An 18,706-nucleotide genomic window follows, 5' to 3' on the forward strand; every position below is an offset into this window, starting at 1 on the left:
GCGCAGCATCGTCCGCACGAAGGCGGCGCTGACACCGCGCCGTAGGCGGGGGCGGCGCCGTGCTCGGGGTGGGAGGCGGCCGACGCGGCGTCCGCGTCCGTCGCGGCCCCGTCGCTCCGTCCGCCCTCGATGTAGTGGGGGACGAACTCCGCCAGGTCGCCGGTGATCAGGCCGCTCGTCTCGCGCACGTCGATGCCGACCGGGGTCTCGCCGACGATCCAGCTGCCGATGACGACGGTCTTCCCGTCGACCCGGGCCAGCTCGGCGCGCTCCTGGTGGATGAAGCCCTCGGCGCCGTAGCTCCCGCCGTTCTCGGCGACGACCGAGCCGTCGGCGTCGAGGACCGTCACGTTGGCGCCCTCCCGGCCCAGGCGCGGCTTGCGCACCTGGGCGGTGCCGGGCAGCGGATGCACGGAGGCGGGCAGCAGGTTCGGGTGGCCGCGGAACATCTCCCACAGCACCACCAGCAGCTGCTTGTTGCTGAGCAGGAGCTTCCACGCCGGCTCGACCCAGCGGGTGCGCTCGCGCCGGTCGAGGAGCAGGCCGCCGAACTGCTCGCCGAGCATCCACTCCCACGGGTAAAGCTTGAAGACGTGGCGGATCGGCTCGCCGTCGCCGTCGAGGAAGCCGGCGCCGTCGAGCTCGTAGCGGATGTCCTCGACGAAGATCAGCTTGGGGTCGAAGCCGGCCTGCGCCGCGGTCTCGGCCATGTAGGCGACGGTGTCGGCGTCCTCGACGATCAGCTCGCCGTCTCCGGAGTCGTGCAGCGACGCGAGGTGCAGCCGGGCGCCCTCGTCGAGGCTCCAGCGCTCGAGGCGGAGGTGGCGCCACTGCTCGACGAGCTGCTCGTGCAGGCTGTTGAACTGGTCGGCGTCGGGACCCTTCGTCTCGACGAGCCACTGCCACTGGGCCGCGGCCGTCTCGACCAGCGAGGTCGGGGTGTCGGCGTTGAACTCGAGCAGCTTCACCGCGCCCGCGCCGTCGTAGGCGAGATCGAAGCGGCCGTAGACCGTGGGGTCGTCCTCGTCCCACGAGGTGCGCACCAGCTCGTGGAAGCGGGGCGGGATGCCGAACTCGGCGAAGCGGCCCTTCCGCACCACGAGCTCGCACGCCTCCATGCAGAGGTCGAAGAGCTCCGAGGTCGTGCGCTCGAGCAGGTCGATCTCGGCGGGCTCGAAGGAGTAGGCCGCGGATTCGTTCCAGTAGGGGCGGCCGCCCTCGGAGGGGAGGTCGTAGAAGCTGAAGCCGATCTCGTCGCAGCGGGCTCGCCAGTCCGGTCGCGGAGTGAGGGTATGTCTGCGCATGATGTCCGGCAAGTGTAGGTCGGGCGTCCGCGTGAGGGCAGGGGGTGGCGCCGTCCTCCGCGCTAGCCTCGACGGGAGCGAAAGGCCGTGCCATGACAGCACCCCTCCCGCTCGCGGGCGTCCGCGTCCTCGAGCTCGGCAACTTCATCGCGGCGCCCACCGCGGGCCGGCTGCTCGCCGACTTCGGCGCCGAGGTGATCAAAGTGGAGCGGCCCGGCACGGGGGACGAGCTGCGCCGCTGGCGGCTGCACGAGGGGTCCGAGACCTCGCTCCTCTTCCACACGATCAACCGCAACAAGCGCTCGATCGCGCTCGACCTGCGCACGGACGAGGGGCGCGACGCCGTCCGCCGCCTGGTCGCCGAGTGCGACGTGGTGCTCGAGAACTTCCGGCCCGGCACGCTCGAGCGCTGGGGGATCGGGCCGGACGTGCTCGACGAGGCCCGGCCCGGCATCGTGATCGGACGCATCTCCGCGTTCGGGCAGACCGGCCCGCTGTCGGCCCGGCCCGGATTCGCGGCGGTCGCGGAGGCGATGGGCGGGTTCCGCGAGCTGGTCGGCGACCCGGACCGGCCGCCCGTGCGCGTCGGCGTCTCGATCGGCGACTCGATCGCCGGGCTGTACGCGGGCTACGGAGTGATGATGGCGCTGTTCCAGCGCGAGACCCGCCGCTCCGCCGGGCTGGATCCGGCACCGCTGGCGGAGCGGGTCGTCGACGTCGCGCTGCACGAGGCGATGTTCTCGATGACGGAGTCGCTGATCCCCGACTACCAGGCGCACGGCATCGTCCGGGAGCGCGTCGGCGGGCGGATGGAGGGCATCGCCCCGACCAACGCCTACACCTGCGCCGACGGGGCGAGCATCGTGATAGCGGGGAACGCGGACGCGATCTTCCAGCGGCTGATGGCGGTGATCGGCCGCGCCGACCTGGGCGAGGACCCGGCGCTCGCCTCGAACGAGCAGCGCTGGGCCCGGCGCGACGAGCTGGACGCGGCGATCGGCGCGTGGACGGCGGGCCGCACCGCCGCCGAGGCGCTCGCGGTCCTCGACGACGAGGGCGTCCCCTCCGGCCCGATCTACACGGCCGCCGACATCAGCGCGAGCGAGCAGTACGCGGCGCGCGACATGATCCAGGCCTTCGACGTCGAGGACGCCGGCGGCACTCTGCGCGGCGTGGGCTTCCCGGGGATCGTGCCGGTGCTCGGCGGCCGCTCCCTCCCCATCCGCTCGCTCGCGCCCGACCTGGGCCAGGACACCGAGGAGGTGCTGGGGATGCTCCGGCGCACCGGTCCCGCTGCTCCCTCCGCCGGCGGGGCTCCTGCTGCTGCTCCGGCCGCTGCTGCTGCTCCCTCCGCCGCCGCTGCCGAGGAGGCCGGCCGGTGACCGCGCTCGCCTCCGCGCGCCTGCGCGACGTCACCCTCCGCGACGGCCTGCAGCTCACCGGCAAGCTCCTGACGACCGAGCGCAAGGTCGACCTCGCGCGCACGCTGCTCGCCGCGGGGGTGCCCGAGCTCGAGATCGGCTCGCTCGCGCGCGGCGACCTCGTCCCTCCGATGGCCGACACCCTCGACGTGATCGCCGCGCTCACTCCCGAGGAGCTGGAGCGCTGCTGGGTGTGGGTCGCGACTCCGCGCCACGTCGAGCGCGCCGCCGCCGCGGGGGCGCGCCGCTTCCAGTACTGCTTCTCCGCGTCCGACTCCCACAACCTCGCCAACGTCGGCAGACCGACCGAGGCGAGCCTGGCCGCGATGCCGGAGGCGGTCGCGCTCGCCGAGAGCGTCGGCGGGCGGATCCAGCTGTGCATCGCCACCTCCTTCACCTGCCCGTTCGAGGGCCCGGTCGACCCGGAGCGCGTGCTCGCGATCGCGCGCGACCCGCGAGCGGAGGGAGCGGCCGACGTGGTCGTCTGCGACACGCTCGGGCAGGCGCACGCCGGCCAGGTGGCGTCGCTCGTCTCGCGCGTGGCCGCGGAGACCCCGCCCCGCGAGATCGTGTTCCACGGGCACGACACCTGGGGCTCGGGCGTCGCGAACGCGATCGCCGCCGTGCAGGCCGGGGCGGCGGTGGTCGACGGCGCGCTCGGCGGCCTCGGCGGCTGCCCCTTCGCACCGGGCGCCAGCGGCAACACGGCGACCGAGGACCTCCTGTTCGCCCTGCGCCCCGACTGGTTCACGCCCGGCGCGCTCGCGGTCCTCGTCGGCGAGTCGGAGGCGCTGCTCGCCGAGCTCGGCGAGCCCGGCCGCTCGAAGGCCGCGCAGGGCGCCCGCTCGAACGCCCCCGCGTTCCCCTGGGCGCTCTGAGCGGATCGTCCCCCGCTCGCCGGTCCGAGGCGTCGGGAACGGTCGCCTCCCGCCGCGGAGGACGACCGTTCCCGACGCCTCGACAGCGTCGTGCGGGGTCAGCGTGCGAGCAGCGCGCCGAGGCGTGCGCGCTCGGCGCGGAGGACGTCGACCAGGAGGGACCCCTCGGGTGCGGCGAGCCAGCGCTCCAGGGCGAGGTCGAAGAGGGCGGAGGCCGCGAGGGCGGCGAGGGCCGCGTCCTCCGGCGCGACTCCGGCGTCGACGAGGGCGGCGCGCATGCTCTCGGCGAGGGCGGCCGACTTCAGGAGCTCGCGCTCGCGCAGCTGCGGCTCGGAGCGCACGACGGCACGGCGGGCGGCGATCGGAGCGCGCCAGGTCTGGAGGTCGCCCGAGGCGGCCGCCTCGAGGCCGTGCATCACGAGGTCCATCGGCGCGAGGCCGGCGGGGGCGCCGACGAGCAGGCGGCCGACGATCTCGGGGAACTCGCGCTCGCGGAGGAAGAGGACGTCGCGCTTGTCGGCGAAGTGGCGGAAGAAGGTGCGGGTAGTGAGCCCGGCGCGCTCCGCGATCGCGGGGACGGTGGTGCCCGCGTAGCCGTGCTCGGCGAAGAGCTCCATCGCCGCCTGCTCGAGGCGGAGGGCGGCGTCGGGGGCCCAGCGTGACATCCGCCCAGGATAGCTGACGACACGACGTGTCATCAGGAGTAGTGTGACGACACGTCCTGCCATCACTTCCGACTGGAGCCGCCCGTGCCCGAGAACGCCGCCGCCCTGCTGACCGCCCCGCGGGCCGACCTCGTCGTCCGCCCCGCTCCGATGCCCGTCCCCGGTCCGGGGGAGGTCCTGCTGCGCAACCGCGCCCTGGCCGTGAATCCGGTCGACGAGATGAAGCAGTGGACGGGCGATCTGATGTTCCGGTGGGTGCCGTACCCGGCGGTGCTGGGGGAGGACGTGGCCGGAGTGGTCGAGGCGGTCGGCCCTGGAGTGACGCGCTTCGCCGTCGGCGACCGGGTCGTCGCGTACGCGGTCGGAATGGAGCGCGGGCGGCGGAACCGCGACGAGGGCGCCTTCCAGGAGTACACGGTCGTGCGCGAGGACCTGGCGGCGCCGATCCCCGACCGGCTGGGCTTCGAGGAGGCGGCGGTGCTGCCGCTCGCGGTCTCGACGGCGGCGACGGCGCTGTTCCAGCGGGACCACCTCGCCCTGCCGCACCCGAGCGCCCCGGTCCGGCCGACGGGCAGGACGGTCGTGGTCTGGGGCGGGGGGACGAGCGTGGGGAGCAACGCGATCCAGCTCGCCGTCGCCTCCGGGCACCGCGTGGCGACGACCGCCTCGCCTCGCAACCACGAGCGGATGCGCGAGCTGGGCGCCGAGATCGTGCTCGACTACCGCAGCCCCACCGTCGTCGCCGACCTGGTGGCGGCGCTCGCGGGCCATGAGGTCGCGGGGGTGCTCGCGATCGGGACGGGCTCCGGTGCTCCGTCGGTGGCGGTGGCCGCGGGCACCGGAGCGCGACGCGTCGCCCTGGCCAGCCCCTCCGTCTCGTTCGGCTCGCTCCCGCGTCGGCGCGGTGTCAGCGCCGCCTTCGTGCGGACGATGCTGCGCGTGGCCGGCGGCACCGCGGCGCTGCAGATCGCGGCCCGGCGCCGCGGCATCCGCGCCCGCTTCGTCTGGGGCGGCTCGCTGATGACGAACGAGGTGGGGCCGATGCTGTGGCGCGACCACCTGCCGGCGGCGCTCGCCGAGGGCCGGCACGTCTGCGCCCCCGCGCCCGAGGTGGTGGGTGAGGGGCTCGCCGCGCTGCAGCCCGCCCTCGACCGGCTGCACGAGGGTGTGTCGGCGGTGAAGCTGGTCGTCCGCCTCTGAGGGGCGGGCTCCGGGAGGCCGGGCTCCGGACCGGCCCCGTGCGGAGGGATCGGGCGGGGTCCGGCCCCGAGCGCCCAGCCCGGGGATCCGGCCGGGTTCCTCCGGTCCGCCGCCGCCCGCCGCAGCCGCCCCGCCCGAGCCGTGCCGCGGAGTGGCCGCCGCGCAGGGTCCTCGGTATCGTGGCGCGCTCCGACGCGACCCGAGGAGATCCCGTGATCCGCCGCACCGCCTCCGGAGCCGCCGCGCTCCTCCTGCTCGCCCTGACCGGCTGCTCCGCCGGGTCGTCGCCCGCGGCGTCCCCGGCCGCCACTCCGGAGCCGGTCGGCGGCCTGGGGGTCGCCGTCTCGGCGCTCTGCGAGGCCGGCTCCGATCCGCAGTGCGTCCCGGTCGGCGGGCAGGACGTCCTCGTCGATCCCGAGGACTTCACCCGCGCGGGCGTCGTCGCGGTCGAGGCCGATCCGAGCACGGGAGTCGTCGACGTCCGGTTCGACGAGGCGGGCGCCGCCCTCCTGCGCCGCGGCTCGCAGGCGGCCATCGACGAGGGGGCCGACGCCCGGCTCCTCCTCCGCGTGGGCGACCGGGTCGAGTCGGCGCTCTCCGTGATGCAGCCGATCGAGGGCGACACCGTGCAGATCGTTCCCGCGGAGGGCGACGCGCAGGGGCTGGTCGACCGGATCCTCGCCGGCTGACGCCCGCCTAGGATCGGCGCATGGCGAAGGGTTTCCGCACGGAGCGCACGCAGGCGCTCCTCCTCGCGCAGCCCTGGGCGCTCTCGCTGGTGAGCGCCGTCTTCGTGGCGGGGATGCTCCGGCTGGCGGCGGACGCGGGCTGGGATCTCGGCGCGGTCGTCGGCGGCGGACGCCGGCACGCGCCGCTGTGGCTGGTGCTCCTGCTCGGCCTGCCGCTGTTCGGCGCCGGAGTGGTGCTCGGCGCGGTCCGGCAGGTGCGGCTCCTGCGGCGGCCGGCGGCGCCGCCCGTCCCGAGTCCGGAGGCGGAGCGGCTGCGGCGCGAGGGCCCGGGCTGGCTCAGCCGGCGCGAGGACGAGCGAGCGGCGCAGGGCGGGACCGGGAGCGCGCAGGGCGGCACCGGCGGCACACCGGACGTGATCGGCAGCGCTCCCGACGGCACGGACGACCCGCGCGACGAGGACCGCTGACCGCGCCTCAGAGGTGCAGCATCCCCCAGTCGATGATCACGGCCAGCGCCGTGTAGGCCGCGGCCACTGCTCCGACCGCCTTGCCCGCGCGGTCGAGGTCGGCCTGCGGGTCCGGACCGGCGTCGGCGACGACCCGGAGCAGCGCTCCGACCAGCGCGATCAGCGTGATCGCCAGGATCCAGACTTTGAGCGACGCGTGCGGGTCGACGTGCGCGAGCGTCAGCGCGACGACCGGCACCGCCACCACGAGCACCGACGCCAGCACCAGGAGGCAGCCGCGCCGGGTGAGGCCGGTCGGCCCGAAGGAGCCGCCGCGCATCCAGGCGCGCACGCGCTGCCTCCGCGAGGCGGGCGGACCGCCGGCGGAGTCCGCGTCGGTCGAGGGCCCCCAGTCCTGCGCGGTCGTCATCGCGCGGTGCCGGAGCGGTCGGGAGTCGGGCTGGGCCGCATCGGGTCCTCCAGGGGACGAGGGAGCGCGTCGGACGGTGGTGCCGACCCCTCAGTCTCGGGAGCGCGTCCGGCAGCGGCAAGCGCCTCTACCGGACATGTCCGGAAGAGGACGCTCAGGCCCGTCCCTGCAGGATCAGGTTCCAGTACACCCACGGCAGGACGCGGCGGTCGGCGAGGTAGGTGAGGCGCCGCTCCTTCGCCAGGCCCGTCCAGAAGGGGACGGTCGGCTTCGGGCGGTAGCGGTCGTCGAACTCGGCGAACACCACGCTCGAGCGCGAGACCACGAAGGGGCAGACGGAGTAGCCGTTGTACACGCGGGGGAGCGGGCGGCCCTTCTGCGCGGCGACGAGGTTCTTCGCGAGCGTGGTGGTCTGCTGGCGCAGCGCTCCTCCGGACTTCGAGTTGACCGTGGCCGCCGCGTCGCCGAGCGCCCAGACGTCGGGGAACCGCGGGTGCCGCAGGGTCAGCGGGTCGACCTCGACGAAGCCGCCCTCGTCGCCCTCGGCGGCCAGTCCGGTGCCGGCCAGCCAGTCGGGGGCCGACTGCGGGGGCACGGCGTGCAGCACGTCGTACGACAGCGTCTCGCGCGGGCCGTCGGTCGAGCGCCGCGCGCGGTCGGGGCCGGGGAGGGCGCTCGCGCGCTCGTCGACGGCGAGGACGACCCGCCGCTCGGCCGCGTCGACCTCGACCAGCTCGCGGCCGTAGCGGACCTCGATCCCGTACTCCGCCACCTTCCGCTCGAGCTCGGAGTCGATCAGCGGCATCCCGAACAGGGTGGGGGTCGGCACGACGAGCACGACGCGGATGCGGTCGAGGACGCCGGTCGCGCGCCAGTAGTCGCAGGCGAGGTACATCGGCTTCTGGGAGGCGCCGGAGCAGGTGCCGGGGCCGCCGGGCTGCGTGAAGACGACGGTGCCGGAGCGGACCTCGCGGAGCACCTGCGACGCCTTGCGGGCGTACTCGTACTCGTAGTTCGACACTCCGAACGGCGAGTCCATCGCCTCCTGGAGCCCGGGGACCGCGCCCCAGTCCTTCTGGATCCCGGGGCAGACGACGAGCTGCCCGTAGCCGACGGTGCGGCCGGAGAGGAGGGTGACCGTGTGCGCGACCGGGTCGATCGTCTCGACGCGGTCCTGGATCCAGACGACCCCCTTCGGCGTCACCGAGCCCTGGGGCCGGGTCGCCGCGGAGGCGGGTGCGGTGCCGCCCGCGACGTGGGAGAGCATCGGCTGGTAGACGTGGGTCGACCGGGGCTCGATCACCGCGACGTCGTCCACTCCGGAGCGCCGCAGCCGTCCCGCGGTCGAGAGTCCGGCGTTGCCGCCGCCGATGATGAGGACGTCGTGGCGGGCCGCGCCGGGATCGGTCATGGCCTCACCCTAGGGGCGCGCCGGGGCGAGCGGACGGGCTTGCGCAGACCCGCGGAGGGGGTGCGCTCGGAGCGCCCCGGGACGGTGATCCCGCACGGCCGCCCGGCTCGCGTCAGGCCGCCTCGAGCGCCTGGATCGCGGTCCTCGCGGTCGCGCAGGGGTAGGAGTCGTGGGCGTCGAAGGCGCGGCACTCGGCGCAGCGCAGCCGCACTCCGGCGCCGCCCTCGAGGATGCGCTCGGGGCGGTGCCCGTGCAGGATGACGGCGAGGCTCGCGACGAGGGGGTCGCTGCTCACCAGCGCGCTCCGCAGCGCCTCCGACCGGCGGCGGAGGTAGTCGTCCGCCACGGCGTCGATCGACTGCTCGGGGAGGTCCGGCTCGGGCCAGGAGGCGGGCCGCTCGACGGGCAGGTCGAGCTCGTCGAAGCCCATCGACCAGTCCGGGAACCGGCGCTGCTCGTGCACGCTGGTCCAGACGGTGACCACGCCCTCGTGCCGCGGGTCGGCGAGGATCCGCGCGTAGAGCGAGCGCACGTCCGACTCCTCGCCCTCGAGCAGCTGCATCACGCGGCGGCCGCGGAAGACGAGCATCCCCGAGACGCCGTGCTCGACGTTGTTGCGGCGGCTCGTCTCGAGCAGCCGGCGGATCTCCCCCGAGCCCAGGTCGCGGTCGAGGGTGCTGACGTAGACGACGGTGAAGACGAGGGAGTCGCGCCGCGGCGAGTGCTCGACGAGGTGGAGCGTCGCGGGGGAGCGGGCGCCGGTCTCGGGGTCCATCAGGGCCGCGACCTCCGGGAACTCGAGCCAGATCAGGTCCTCCGGAGCGCTCGGCTCCACGGCGGTGACCGCCGGGACCGCGTCCAGCCACTGCGTCCGCTGGCGGAGGTCGGCGGCGACGGCCTTCTCGTCGAGCCCGGGCAGGAGGCCTGCGGCGCCGGAGACGAAGAGGCTCGTCGCGGAGTTGAGCAGCAGCGTCACGACCGTCGCGTGGCCGTCGCCGGCGAGCACGGGGAGCTCGACACTGTCGGTGCGGCCGTGGGCGGCGAGCCCGGAGGCGTAGGAGACGAGTGCGTCGGCGACCGCGTCCCCCACCTGGAAGGTCGCGCCGGCGTACTGGATCTGCTTCATGGCTCCACGATGCGCCTGCGGCGGATCCGCGGGTAGGGGTACCGGTGCCGGGTGGAGCGTGCAGGGGTCGCGGCTACTCCTGCCCGAGGAGCACGGAGCGGCGACGGGCGCCTCCCGCGCCGGCCGCGAAGGCGAGCTCCGGGCGCCCGCGGCGCCGGACGGCGGCGGGATCGGCTCGGGCGTCGGCATGCGCGGCTCTCTCGTCGGCGGAGAGCGGCTCCTCCTCCGAGCGCTCGTGCACACCCGGCCCCCTCGCGGGTGCCACCGGTACCCTGGAGCGGTGCCTCTGACCCTCCCTCCGCTGAGCCGCGCCCGCGCGCGCGCCGCCGCGGCGTACCCGACCCGGCAGCTGCTGACCAAGCGCGCCTCGGGCACGAACGGATGGCTCAGCTCGTGGGGGACGAACGCGCACGGCGAGATCGCCGGCTGCCCGCCGCCGCGCGGCTGACCCGCGACCGCCCCTCCTCCGGAGCCCGCGGCCGCGTTCCCGCGCTCACCCACCCCTCCGGACGGAACCCCTCATGCCGCACCAGCCCCTGCCCGCCGATCAGGCCCCCCACTCGATCTGGCGGGGACTCCGCCAGACCCTCCAGAAGGACACGGTCGGCGGAGCGTTCCTGCTCACCGCGACCCTCCTCGCCCTGATCGTCGCCAACAGCCCCGCGTCCGCGCTCTACAGCGCGGTCCGCGACTTCCGCTTCGGCCCCGAGGCCCTGCACCTCGAGCTGAGCGTCGGGTCGTGGGCGGCCGACGGCCTGCTCGCGATCTTCTTCTTCGTCGTCGGGCTCGAGCTCAAGGAGGAGTTCGTCGCCGGCAAGCTCCGCGACCCGAAGACGGCGCTCGTGCCGATCGTCGCGGCCGTCGGCGGCGTGGCCGTCCCCGCCCTGATCTTCACCGCGGTGAACCTGCCCCGCGGAGGAGCCGCGCTGGACGGCTGGGCGATCCCCGCCGCCACCGACATCGCCTTCGCCGTCGCGGTGATCGCCGTGGTCGGCCGCTTCCTCCCGCCGGCGCTGCGGACGTTCCTCCTCACGCTCGCCGTGGTGGACGACCTCATCGCGATCACGATCATCGCCGTCTTCTACACCGCCGGCATCGACGTACTGATGCTCCTGCTCGCGCTGGTGCCGCTGGCGGTCTTCGCGGTCTGCGTGCAGCGCGGCGTGCGCGCCTGGTGGGTGCTGATCCCGCTCGGAGTGGCGACGTGGGCGCTCGTGCACGCCTCGGGCATCCACGCCACGGTCGCGGGCGTGCTGCTCGGCTTCACCGTGCCGGTCGTCGCGACCAGGCGCGCCCGGGTGCAGGTGGGGTCGGATGCGGAGGGGCGCCCGGTCTACGACGGCCTCGCCGCGCACTTCGCCGATCGCTGGAGCGTCCTCTCGACCGCGGTAGCGGTGCCGGTCTTCGCGTTCTTCTCGGCCGGAGTGACGGTCGGCGGAGTCGCGGGCCTGGTCGACTCGTTCCAGGACTCGATCGCCGTGGGCATCATCGCGGGCCTCGTGCTCGGCAAGCCGCTCGGCATCGCCGGGAGCACCTTCCTCCTGACCCGGTTCCGCGGCATCGGGCTGGATCCGTCGCTGCGCTGGGTGGACGTGATCGGCATGGCGTTCGTGGCCGGCATCGGATTCACGGTGTCGCTGCTGGTCGGCGAGCTGTCGTTCGGCGCGGGCAGCGAGTCCGACGACCACGTGAAGGTCGGCGTCCTGGCCGGCTCGTTCCTCGCGGCGGTCATCGGAGGCGCGATCCTCTCGGTCCGCAACCGCCACTACCGCCGCCTGCAGGACTGACGGCCGACGGGATCTCGCGGCGCCTGCTGCCCGGGCGGCTCGATCAGCACGCGCCTCCTGCTGGTCGAGCAGCCGTCGCAGGCGGCGCATCGAGACCCCGCGTAGCTCAGCCGTGCAGGCCGTGGACGACCGCGTGGCCGCGGCCGCGGGAGATGAGCAGGCGGTTCACCGGGGTCGTGACGACGAAGGCCAGGGCCAGGGCGCCGGCGAGCGAGCCCCAGAAGAGGCCGGACGAGAGGCCCGCGTCCATCGCTCCGGGGATCGCGAGCACCACCGTGTTGTCGACGACCTCCATCACAGCGATCGAGACGGTGTCGGCCGCCAGCGCGATGCCGACGGCGGCGCGCCACGTCACTCCGGAGCGGAGCACGCCCCGCAGCGTGAGCGCGTAGCCGAACACGAACGCGAGGACGATCGAGAGGGCGACCGTCGCCAGGGCGGGCAGCCCCAGGACGGAGCCGATCACCATGCCGAGGACCTCGCCGATCGCGCAGCCGGTCAGGCAGTGCAGGGTCGCGAGGGCGGCGGCGCGCCAGGTGGTCGGGTGGTGGTGGGCGTGGTCGGTCATGGTGTCTCCTCCGGTTCGGTCCAGGGGAGTGCAACATACCCCCGGGGGGTATATTCCCGACCCGGCCGTCGGAGTCTCCTCCGGCTCCGCAGGCGCGCGAGCCGTTCGCCCGGGCGCGCTACCCTCGCCCCGTGCTCCTCCGAGCACCGCCCCTCGACACCAGGAGCCCCGATGGCCGCCCCCACCGTCCTCTTCGTCTGCATCCACAACGCCGGCCGCTCGCAGATGGCCGCCGGCTACCTCCGCGCCCTCTCCGGCGGCGCCGTCGAGGTCCGCTCCGGCGGCTCCGAGCCCGGCGACAGCATCAACCCGATCGCGATCGAGGCGATGGCGGAGGAGGGCATCGACATCTCGCAGGCCGTCCCGCAGCTGATGACCACCGAGCAGGTCCAGGCCTCCGACGTCGTGATCACGATGGGCTGCGGCGACGTCTGCCCCGTCTTCCCCGGCAAGCGCTACGAGGACTGGGATCTCGCCGACCCGAAGGGCCGACCTCTCGAGGAGGTCCGCTCGATCCGCGACGACATCAGGGCCCGTGTGCAGGCGCTCGTCGCGGAGCTGCTGCCCGCCTGAGCCGTTCGATGCCGTCCGGCCGCGTCAGCGTTCGGCGCGAGGCGGGAACGTCCGCCCGACCGGAGGCGAGCCCGCAGGGAGCGCCGCTCGCGCCCGGTGCAGGAAGACGGCGGTCATGACGACCCGGGCGCGGGCCGGCGACGAGTCGAGCGGGCCGATCAGCTCCTCGATCCGCGCGAGCCGGTCGTAGAGGGTCTGCCGGCCGATGCCGAGCGCGGCCGCCGTCGCCGTCTTGCTCCCCCACAGCGACGCGAAGGCCTCGAGAGTGGCGAGCAGCTCGCCGCGCTGGGCGCGCAGGGGCCCGAGCACCTCCTCGACGAGGTCGTCCGCCTCCGGATCGTCCTGCAGGGAGCTCGCGAACCGCTCCAGGCGGTACTGGCGCGAGTCGACGACTCCGCCCGCGGGCGCCCACTCGAGCGCGCCGCGCACCTCCGCCAGCTCCCGGGCCACCCGCTCCTGCCCGCCGAGCCCGCTTCCGACGCAGAGCAGAGCGTCCGAGTCGAGGGCGGCGCCGAGGCGCAGGAATTCCGTGCGGCCCTCCTCCATCGCGGCGGCGGTGGCGAACGGCAGCAGCGCCAGCAGCTCGGAGCCGACCACGCAGAGCACCGGGCCGGGATCCGCTCCCGCGCCCGTCAGGAGGCGGAGCAGAGCGCGGAGCCGCCGGTCGTCGTGACCGGTGTCGGCCCGGACGCCGAGGTAGCGCTCCCGGGATCCGGCGCCGAGGCGACCGAGGAAGGCGTCGATCTGGAGGTCGGCCGCAGGGTCCGCGCGCTCGACAGACGCGATCGCGAAGAGCTGGGCGGTCAGCCGCTCGGTGACCGACGGCGGGCGGTGCCGGAGCACGGCGATCGCGAGGACGTCCGGCGCCCGGTCGAGCGCGACGGCGACGGCGTGGAGGTCGGCGTCGGCGTGGGCCCGCAGATGCAGGGTGCCCAGGAGGGAGTCGCCCGCGTGCAGCACGTTCGAGAACGTCCCGGCCGTCGGCTCCGTGTCGACGCCCGGCCCGGGCGAGGCGCGGGCGATCTCGTCGCCCGTGAGCGAGACGAGCGAGGCGGAGGCGCCCGTCGCGGAGGCGACGACCTGCAGGAGCTCGTCGACACCGGCGTCCCCGGAGGCCGCGTCGGCCAGGAGACCGGACACTCTGTCCGCCAGTCGGATGCTCCGGAACTTCTGCTCGGTGAGGTGGGTGTTGATGCTCTCGCAGACCTGCACGAAGGGGACGCGCCGGGGCAGGGCGAGCACGGGGAGGCCGAGCTCGTCGGCCGCCGCGACGATCGGCGGCGGCACCGCGGGCAGGCGCGGCGAGAGCTCGAGAGCGAGGGCCCCGACTCCCGCGTCGACCAGAGACCGCACGTACTCGCGGCACTCCGCCGGGTCCTGGTCGGTCGAGAGGAGCGCGCCCTCCATCAGGAGCAGCTCGCCCCCGAGGAGGAGGGGCGCGATGTCGAGCTGCTCGCTCGTGTGGGCCCAGCGGATCACGGCGCGCTCGGCGGCCGCGTGCCCGGCGGCCACCACAGGGAGCATGGCGGCGAGGCGCGGATCCCGCATCGCGTCCGACAGCAGGTAGGCCATACAGAACGTCCTCTCGCGTCACGGCGAATTTACACGCGGACGCGCCGCCCGAAACGGGTCCGCACGAGAGTGGAGCCTCACCGGGCGCCCCGCCCTCCCCTTCATCCCCCTCCCCGAGAGGATCCGCCATGAGCACCGACACCCTGCACGGCACCGCCGACGCCGAGGACGCGCTGAGTCCCCTGCCCGACTCCCGACGCACCGCCCGGCTCGACGGGCAGTTCTGGATCTGGGCCGGCGCCAACATCGCCCCCATCAACTGGGTGCTCGGCGCCCTCGGCGTGAACATGGGCCTCGGCCTGGCGGACACCGTCACCGTCCTCGTGCTCGGCAACGTGGTCGGGATGGCGGTGTTCGGCTTCTTCGTCCTCCTCGGCCAGCGGACGGGGGCGACCGGGATGCTCGTGGGACGGGCGATCTTCGGCCGGCGCGGCAACTACGTCCCGGCCGCGATCCAGGCCGTGGTCGTGATCGGCTGGTGCGCCATCAACACCTGGATCGTCCTCGACCTGGTCATCGCGCTCCTCGGCTCCGTCGGCGTCGTCGACCCGCAGCAGGCGAACGTCGGCTGGAAGATCGCGGTGGCGGCGGTGATCATGGCGGTGCAGGTCGCGATCTCCTTCCTCGGCTACCGCGCGATCGCCGCCTTCGAGCGCTGGACCGTCCCGCCGACCCTCCTGGTGCTGGCGATCATGTCGGTCGTCGCCTGGTTCTTCCTCGACATCGACTGGTCCTACGCCGGCCCCGCGGAGGGCGCGCTCACCGGAGGCGACCGCATCGCGGCCATGTCCATCGTGATGACCGCCATCGGCATCGGCTGGGGCCTCACCTGGCTCGCCTACGCCGGCGACTACTCCCGCTTCGTCGGGCCCCGCTCCTCGAAGCGGGGGCTCTACCTCGCCAGCGTCCTCGGCCAGTTCATCCCGGTGGTCTGGCTCGGCGTCCTCGGCGCGACCCTCGCGACGAAGAACGGCTCCGTGGATCCCGGGGAGCTGATCGTCGAGAACTTCGGCGCCCTCGCGATCCCCGTGCTGCTCCTGGTGGTGCACGGCCCGATCGCGACCAACGTCCTGAACATCTACTCGTTCGGCATGGCGACCCAGGCCCTCGACATCCGGCTCGGGCGCCGCGCGCTCAGCCTCATCGTCGGCGTCCTGGCCTTCGCGGCCGCGGTGTTCTTCGTCTTCCAGGACGACCTCGCCACCACGCTCGACGCGTGGCTGGTCGGCCTCGTCGGCTGGGTCGCCCCGTGGGGTGCGATCGTGCTGGTGCACTACACGGTGTTCGAGCCGCGCGTCCGCTCCTTCGGGCACCTGTTCGCACCGGTCGGCTCGCCGCTGCTGCCGGACGTCCGCTATCGGGCGCTGCTCTCCTTCGCGATCGGCGCGACCCTGACCTGGCTGTTCATGAACGGCTCGGTGCCCGCCCTGCAGGGTCCGGCCGCGACCGCCCTCGGCGGCGTCGACGTCTCGTGGCTCGCGGGCGGAGTCTCGGCCGGCCTCGCCTACCTCCTGCTCGGTCGGGACGCTCCCGCCTGGGTCGAGCGCCGGGAGTCGGCCGCGCCGGTCGCCGCGGAGCCTGAGCCCGTCCGCGGCTGAGCCCGAGCCCCTCCGCGGGCCGGTCCCCTCGCGAGCCGGCCCGCCCCGTCCCACCCCGCACCACGAACGGAACCGCCATGCCCCTCTTCCTCTCCGACGCCGCCGTGATCACCATGGACCCTGTCTCGGGCGCCGTCCCGATCACGGCGAGCATCCGCATCGTCGACGAGCTGATCGTCGCGATCGGCCCGGGCCTCGTCCCCGAGCCGGGCGACGAGGTGATCGACGGGCGCGACCGCCTGGTCGTCCCCGGCTTCGTCAACGCCCACACCCACTCGTGGGAGTACCTCTACAAGGGCCGCTACGACAACCTGCCGCTCGAGCTGTGGATGCTGCTGTCGTACCCGATCCTCGGGAACAGCCGCGTCGCTCCGGATCTGGTGCGGCTGCGCTCGTCGCTCTTCGCCCTCGAATCGCTGAAGGCCGGGGTCACGACCCTGGTCGACGACGTGCTCGAGAACCCTGACCAGGACGCTGAGCAGCTCGCCGCGGTCTTCGACGCGTACGACGAGATCGGAGTCCGCGCCAACATCTCGGGCCACGTGATCAGCAGGCCCTTCCACGAGACGATGCCGTTCCTCGAGGAGTACGTGCCCGCGGAGATCCTCGACCAGGCGCGGTCGGCGTCGCGCCCGACGACGGAGGGCTACCTCGCCTTCAGCCGCGAGGCGTTCGCGACCCAGCACGGGAGGGGAGGCGGGCGGCTGCGCTACATGGTCGCCCCGTCCGCTCCTCAGCGCTGCGGGCCCGAGCTGCTCGTGGGGGCGACCGAGCTGGCGCTCGAGCACGGGGCGGAGTGCCACATCCACGTCCTCGAGACGAAGACGCAGCTGGTGACCGGCGAGCTGTCCTACGGCTCGACCCTGGTCGAGTACATGGAGCGGATCGGCGCGCTCTCCCCGAACACGACCTTCGCCCACGGGATCTGGCTCGCCGACTCCGACATGGAGCGGATCGCCGCCGCCGGCACGTCCGTCTCGCACAACCCGATCTCGAACCTCAAGCTCGGCTCGGGCATCGCCCCGTGGCGCGCGCTGCACGACGCGGGCGTGAACCTCGGCCTCGGCACCGACGGCTGCTCGAGCAGCGACTCTCCGCGCATGCTCGACGTCGTGAAGGCCGCGGCGCTCCTGCACAAGGTCACGGATCCGGACATCGCCACCTGGCCGACCGTGTCCGAGGTGCTCACGGCCGGCACGATCGGAGGCGCGCGCAGCGCCGTGCTCGACGACGTCACCGGCAGCATCGAGGTCGGCAAGCAGGCCGACCTCGTCGTCTACGACCTCGAGACGCTGAACTTCACCCCGCGCCAGCGGCTCGAGAACCAGCTGGTCTACTCCGAGAACGGCTCGTCGATCGACACCGTGATCGTCGCGGGCCGGGTCGTCGTCTCGAAGGGCGTCTCGACCACCGTCGACGAGGCGGCCCTCCGCGCGGATCTCGCCGCGCATCTGGGGGAGATCGTGGCCTGGCAGGACTCGCTGGACCGGACGAACGGTGTGCTCACCGAGCCGTTCCGGCGGATGTACGAGCGGGCGATGCGGCACGACGCCCCCGTCGACCGCTTCAGCGGCCGCCGGCTGGTCTGAGGGCGGGCCGCCTCCCGGCGGACGCTCGGACGACTCCCGGCTCGGCACCCGGACGGGCGGGGGCGCGGCTCCAGTAGGTTGCGCACATGAGGTGGCGAGCGGGAGCGGCGGCGGTGCTCGTCCTCGCGCTCGCCGGGTGCACCGTGCCGGCCGACCCCGAGCCGACGACCTTGCCCACGACCGCCACCGTCTCCGGGCCGGTGGTCGGCGGCTACGGCGACCTGCACGTCGCGCCCGACGGGTCGATGATGTTCTGCTACTCCGACCCCGACCCGGGATTCACGGGCGTCTGGCGCGAGTGCCAGGACGGGATCCGCACCGTGGGCGTCGACCCGGCCGCGATCGACGCGACCCTCGGGGAGACGGCGACGGCCGATCCGGGCGGGCACCGCTGGGTCGGCGCGGCGGCCGGGAAGCGCACCGCCGAGGACGGCACCGACGTCTACACCGTCTTCCTCGCAGGCACGCGCACGGACGTCGCCTTCACCGTGACCGCGGTCGGCGAGGGCTCCTACCGCGTGCCCTCCGAGTACCAGGAGCTGCAGCCGGGAGTGCCGGGCGGGTTCCTGGTTCGGCTCGAGCCGATCGGCTGAGCGGGGGCGCCGGCGCGGGCGGAGGAGCCGAGCGGGGTGCAGCGGCCGGGAGGGGCGGAGCCGGCGGACTCGCGCACCCCCCGCCCGACCCTCACAGCGGGCGCGGCCGGTACCGCTCGATCAGCGCGTCGAACAGGCCGTTCATCCGCTCGTCGACCACGCGGCGCGACTCGTCGGCGTCGTACCACTCCACGATCTCGCGGGCGCCGTCGCTGAAGCGCACCGAGGGGGAGTAGGCCGGGACGAGGCGGCGGATCTTCGCGTTGTCGAACACCATCGAGTGCGCCTTGTCGCCGATGATCCCGGCACCGAGCTCGGGGTCGGCCGCGGCGATCGCGTCGGAGGCGACGTGCACGAGGCGCGGCTCGACTCCGGCCGCAGCGGCGAGGTCGCGGTGGATCTCGTCCCAGGTCGGCAACTCGTCGCCGGTGATGTGGAAGGCCTCGCCGATCGCGGCGGAGGCGCCGAGAAGGCCGACCAGGCCGACGGCGACGTCGTCGGCGTGCGTGAGCGTCCAGAGCGAGGTGCCGTCGCCGAGGACGACCACCTCCTGGCCGCGGCGCATCCGGTCGACGACGGTCCAGCCTCCGTCGACGGGCAGCGCGGTGCGGTCGTAGGTGTGGGAGGGGCGGACGATCGTGACCGGGAAGCCGCTCGCGCGGTACTCGGCCACGAGCAGGTCCTCGCACGCGATCTTGTCGCGGGAGTACTGCCAGTAGGGGTTCCGGAGCGGAGTCGACTCGGTGACCGGGAGGCTGCGCGGCGGCTTCTGGTAGGCCGAGGCCGAGCTGATGAAGACGTACTGGCCCGTGCGGCCGGCGAACAGGTCGATGTCCTGCTGCACGTGCTCGGGCGT

At 74.2% G+C, this 18,706-nt stretch carries 20 protein-coding genes; 11 read left to right on the forward strand and 9 right to left on the reverse strand.

Translation table 11 applies throughout. The features are described from left to right. Positions 1 to 1,304 (reverse strand): glutathionylspermidine synthase family protein (locus tag C5C27_RS11910; RefSeq protein ID WP_104314472.1); only part of this gene is annotated, 1,304 nt, incomplete at its 3' end. Positions 1,305 to 1,396: 92 nt separating this feature from the next. Between C5C27_RS11910 and C5C27_RS11915 the strand changes: the two genes are divergently transcribed. After that, entirely contained in the window at positions 1,397 to 2,686 is a 1,290-nt protein-coding gene (locus C5C27_RS11915; protein ID WP_104314473.1) for a CaiB/BaiF CoA-transferase family protein, read from the forward strand. Further along, positions 2,683 to 3,603 (forward strand): hydroxymethylglutaryl-CoA lyase, encoded by a 921-nt coding sequence (locus C5C27_RS11920; RefSeq protein ID WP_181127749.1) that lies wholly within the window; start codon positions 2,683 to 2,685, stop codon positions 3,601 to 3,603. Before C5C27_RS11915 ends, C5C27_RS11920 begins: the two co-directional genes overlap by 4 nt. A 98-nt stretch (positions 3,604 to 3,701) precedes the next feature. Here C5C27_RS11920 and C5C27_RS11925 read toward each other — a convergent pair whose 3' ends face one another. Beyond that, on the reverse strand, positions 3,702 to 4,268 hold the full coding sequence (locus C5C27_RS11925) for a TetR/AcrR family transcriptional regulator (RefSeq protein ID WP_181133520.1): 567 nt from the start codon (positions 4,266 to 4,268) through the stop codon (positions 3,702 to 3,704). An 84-nt stretch (positions 4,269 to 4,352) separates the two neighbouring features. Here C5C27_RS11925 and C5C27_RS11930 point away from each other — a divergent pair, with 84 nt between their 5' ends. The 3 genes from C5C27_RS11930 (at position 4,353) to C5C27_RS11940 (ending at position 6,624) form a co-directional block, all read left to right on the forward strand. Further along, positions 4,353 to 5,468, forward strand: a complete 1,116-nt coding sequence (locus C5C27_RS11930) for a zinc-binding alcohol dehydrogenase family protein (protein WP_104314475.1) — start codon at positions 4,353 to 4,355, stop codon at positions 5,466 to 5,468. A gap of 212 nt (positions 5,469 to 5,680) precedes the next feature. Further along, positions 5,681 to 6,157: a hypothetical protein gene (locus C5C27_RS11935; RefSeq protein WP_104314476.1), complete on the forward strand. Its 477-nt coding sequence runs from the start codon at positions 5,681 to 5,683 to the stop codon at positions 6,155 to 6,157. 20 nt (positions 6,158 to 6,177) lie between these two features. Next, positions 6,178 to 6,624, forward strand: coding sequence for a hypothetical protein (locus C5C27_RS11940; protein ID WP_104314477.1), 447 nt, complete (start codon positions 6,178 to 6,180; stop codon positions 6,622 to 6,624). Positions 6,625 to 6,631: 7 nt separating this feature from the next. On the opposite strand, the gene C5C27_RS11945 is transcribed toward C5C27_RS11940, so the two are convergent. The 4 genes from C5C27_RS11945 to C5C27_RS18065 all read right to left on the reverse strand — a co-directional run bounded on the left by C5C27_RS11945 (position 6,632) and on the right by C5C27_RS18065 (position 9,811). Continuing rightward, on the reverse strand, positions 6,632 to 7,033 hold the full coding sequence (locus tag C5C27_RS11945) for a hypothetical protein (protein ID WP_104226999.1): 402 nt from the start codon (positions 7,031 to 7,033) through the stop codon (positions 6,632 to 6,634). Between the two features lie 154 nt (positions 7,034 to 7,187). Then, positions 7,188 to 8,444, reverse strand: coding sequence for an NAD(P)/FAD-dependent oxidoreductase (locus C5C27_RS11950; protein ID WP_104238672.1), 1,257 nt, complete (start codon positions 8,442 to 8,444; stop codon positions 7,188 to 7,190). A gap of 112 nt (positions 8,445 to 8,556) precedes the next feature. Then, positions 8,557 to 9,570 carry a BLUF domain-containing protein gene (locus tag C5C27_RS11955; RefSeq protein WP_104314478.1) on the reverse strand — a complete coding sequence of 338 codons (1,014 nt, stop codon included), beginning with the start codon at positions 9,568 to 9,570 and terminating at the stop codon, positions 8,557 to 8,559. A 73-nt stretch (positions 9,571 to 9,643) separates the two neighbouring features. Continuing rightward, a complete protein-coding gene (locus C5C27_RS18065) occupies positions 9,644 to 9,811 on the reverse strand; it encodes a hypothetical protein (protein ID WP_181133521.1) in 168 nt (55 codons plus the stop codon). Positions 9,812 to 9,850: 39 nt separating this feature from the next. Here C5C27_RS18065 and C5C27_RS18070 point away from each other — a divergent pair, with 39 nt between their 5' ends. Both C5C27_RS18070 and nhaA read left to right on the forward strand, forming a co-directional pair. Then, a complete protein-coding gene (locus tag C5C27_RS18070; protein WP_181027217.1) occupies positions 9,851 to 10,018 on the forward strand; it encodes a hypothetical protein in 168 nt (55 codons plus the stop codon). 73 nt (positions 10,019 to 10,091) lie between these two features. Then, on the forward strand, positions 10,092 to 11,357 hold the full coding sequence (nhaA, locus tag C5C27_RS11960) for a Na+/H+ antiporter NhaA (RefSeq protein WP_104314479.1): 1,266 nt from the start codon (positions 10,092 to 10,094) through the stop codon (positions 11,355 to 11,357). A 106-nt stretch (positions 11,358 to 11,463) separates the two neighbouring features. Here the strand turns inward: nhaA and C5C27_RS11965 are convergent, their stop codons facing one another. Further along, the gene (locus C5C27_RS11965; RefSeq protein WP_104314480.1) at positions 11,464 to 11,925 is read right to left on the reverse strand and encodes a DUF4396 domain-containing protein; all 462 of its coding nucleotides are present in this window, start codon (positions 11,923 to 11,925) and stop codon (positions 11,464 to 11,466) included. Between the two features lie 171 nt (positions 11,926 to 12,096). Here C5C27_RS11965 and C5C27_RS11970 point away from each other — a divergent pair, with 171 nt between their 5' ends. After that, positions 12,097 to 12,498, forward strand: coding sequence for an arsenate reductase ArsC (locus C5C27_RS11970; protein ID WP_104222419.1), 402 nt, complete (start codon positions 12,097 to 12,099; stop codon positions 12,496 to 12,498). 24 nt (positions 12,499 to 12,522) lie between these two features. On the opposite strand, the gene C5C27_RS11975 is transcribed toward C5C27_RS11970, so the two are convergent. Continuing rightward, positions 12,523 to 14,070 (reverse strand): PucR family transcriptional regulator, encoded by a 1,548-nt coding sequence (locus C5C27_RS11975; RefSeq protein ID WP_104314481.1) that lies wholly within the window; start codon positions 14,068 to 14,070, stop codon positions 12,523 to 12,525. Between the two features lie 128 nt (positions 14,071 to 14,198). Between C5C27_RS11975 and C5C27_RS11980 the strand changes: the two genes are divergently transcribed. The 3 genes from C5C27_RS11980 to C5C27_RS17725 all read left to right on the forward strand — a co-directional run bounded on the left by C5C27_RS11980 (position 14,199) and on the right by C5C27_RS17725 (position 17,850). Beyond that, on the forward strand, positions 14,199 to 15,668 hold the full coding sequence (locus C5C27_RS11980; protein WP_104314482.1) for a cytosine permease: 1,470 nt from the start codon (positions 14,199 to 14,201) through the stop codon (positions 15,666 to 15,668). Between the two features lie 77 nt (positions 15,669 to 15,745). After that, positions 15,746 to 17,257 carry an amidohydrolase family protein gene (locus C5C27_RS11985; protein WP_104314483.1) on the forward strand — a complete coding sequence of 504 codons (1,512 nt, stop codon included), beginning with the start codon at positions 15,746 to 15,748 and terminating at the stop codon, positions 17,255 to 17,257. Positions 17,258 to 17,343: 86 nt separating this feature from the next. Then, positions 17,344 to 17,850 carry a hypothetical protein gene (locus C5C27_RS17725; protein ID WP_146079674.1) on the forward strand — a complete coding sequence of 169 codons (507 nt, stop codon included), beginning with the start codon at positions 17,344 to 17,346 and terminating at the stop codon, positions 17,848 to 17,850. A gap of 91 nt (positions 17,851 to 17,941) precedes the next feature. Here C5C27_RS17725 and C5C27_RS11995 read toward each other — a convergent pair. Continuing rightward, on the reverse strand, positions 17,942 to 18,706 hold a 765-nt coding region (locus tag C5C27_RS11995), incomplete at its 5' end, for an NAD-dependent epimerase/dehydratase family protein (RefSeq protein ID WP_104314485.1).

It is taken from the genome of Rathayibacter sp. AY2B7, assembly GCF_002931635.1.
Taxonomy (GTDB): Bacteria; Actinomycetota; Actinomycetes; order Actinomycetales; family Microbacteriaceae; genus Rathayibacter.

Excerpts from the sequence above, each read along its gene's own strand:
- C5C27_RS11915 (WP_104314473.1), top strand. The coding sequence starts at position 1,397 with ATGACAGCACCCCTCCCGCTCGCGGGCGTCCGCGTCCTCGAGCTCGGC.
- C5C27_RS11925 (WP_181133520.1), bottom strand. The coding sequence starts at position 4,268 with ATGTCACGCTGGGCCCCCGACGCCGCCCTCCGCCTCGAGCAGGCGGCG.
- C5C27_RS11940 (WP_104314477.1), top strand. The coding sequence starts at position 6,178 with ATGGCGAAGGGTTTCCGCACGGAGCGCACGCAGGCGCTCCTCCTCGCG.
- C5C27_RS11945 (WP_104226999.1), bottom strand. The coding sequence starts at position 7,033 with ATGACGACCGCGCAGGACTGGGGGCCCTCGACCGACGCGGACTCCGCC.
- C5C27_RS11950 (WP_104238672.1), bottom strand. The coding sequence starts at position 8,444 with ATGACCGATCCCGGCGCGGCCCGCCACGACGTCCTCATCATCGGCGGC.
- C5C27_RS11955 (WP_104314478.1), bottom strand. The coding sequence starts at position 9,570 with ATGAAGCAGATCCAGTACGCCGGCGCGACCTTCCAGGTGGGGGACGCG.
- nhaA (WP_104314479.1), top strand. The coding sequence starts at position 10,092 with ATGCCGCACCAGCCCCTGCCCGCCGATCAGGCCCCCCACTCGATCTGG.
- C5C27_RS11965 (WP_104314480.1), bottom strand. The coding sequence starts at position 11,925 with ATGACCGACCACGCCCACCACCACCCGACCACCTGGCGCGCCGCCGCC.
- C5C27_RS11970 (WP_104222419.1), top strand. The coding sequence starts at position 12,097 with ATGGCCGCCCCCACCGTCCTCTTCGTCTGCATCCACAACGCCGGCCGC.
- C5C27_RS11975 (WP_104314481.1), bottom strand. The coding sequence starts at position 14,070 with ATGGCCTACCTGCTGTCGGACGCGATGCGGGATCCGCGCCTCGCCGCC.
- C5C27_RS11980 (WP_104314482.1), top strand. The coding sequence starts at position 14,199 with ATGAGCACCGACACCCTGCACGGCACCGCCGACGCCGAGGACGCGCTG.
- C5C27_RS11985 (WP_104314483.1), top strand. The coding sequence starts at position 15,746 with ATGCCCCTCTTCCTCTCCGACGCCGCCGTGATCACCATGGACCCTGTC.
- C5C27_RS17725 (WP_146079674.1), top strand. The coding sequence starts at position 17,344 with ATGAGGTGGCGAGCGGGAGCGGCGGCGGTGCTCGTCCTCGCGCTCGCC.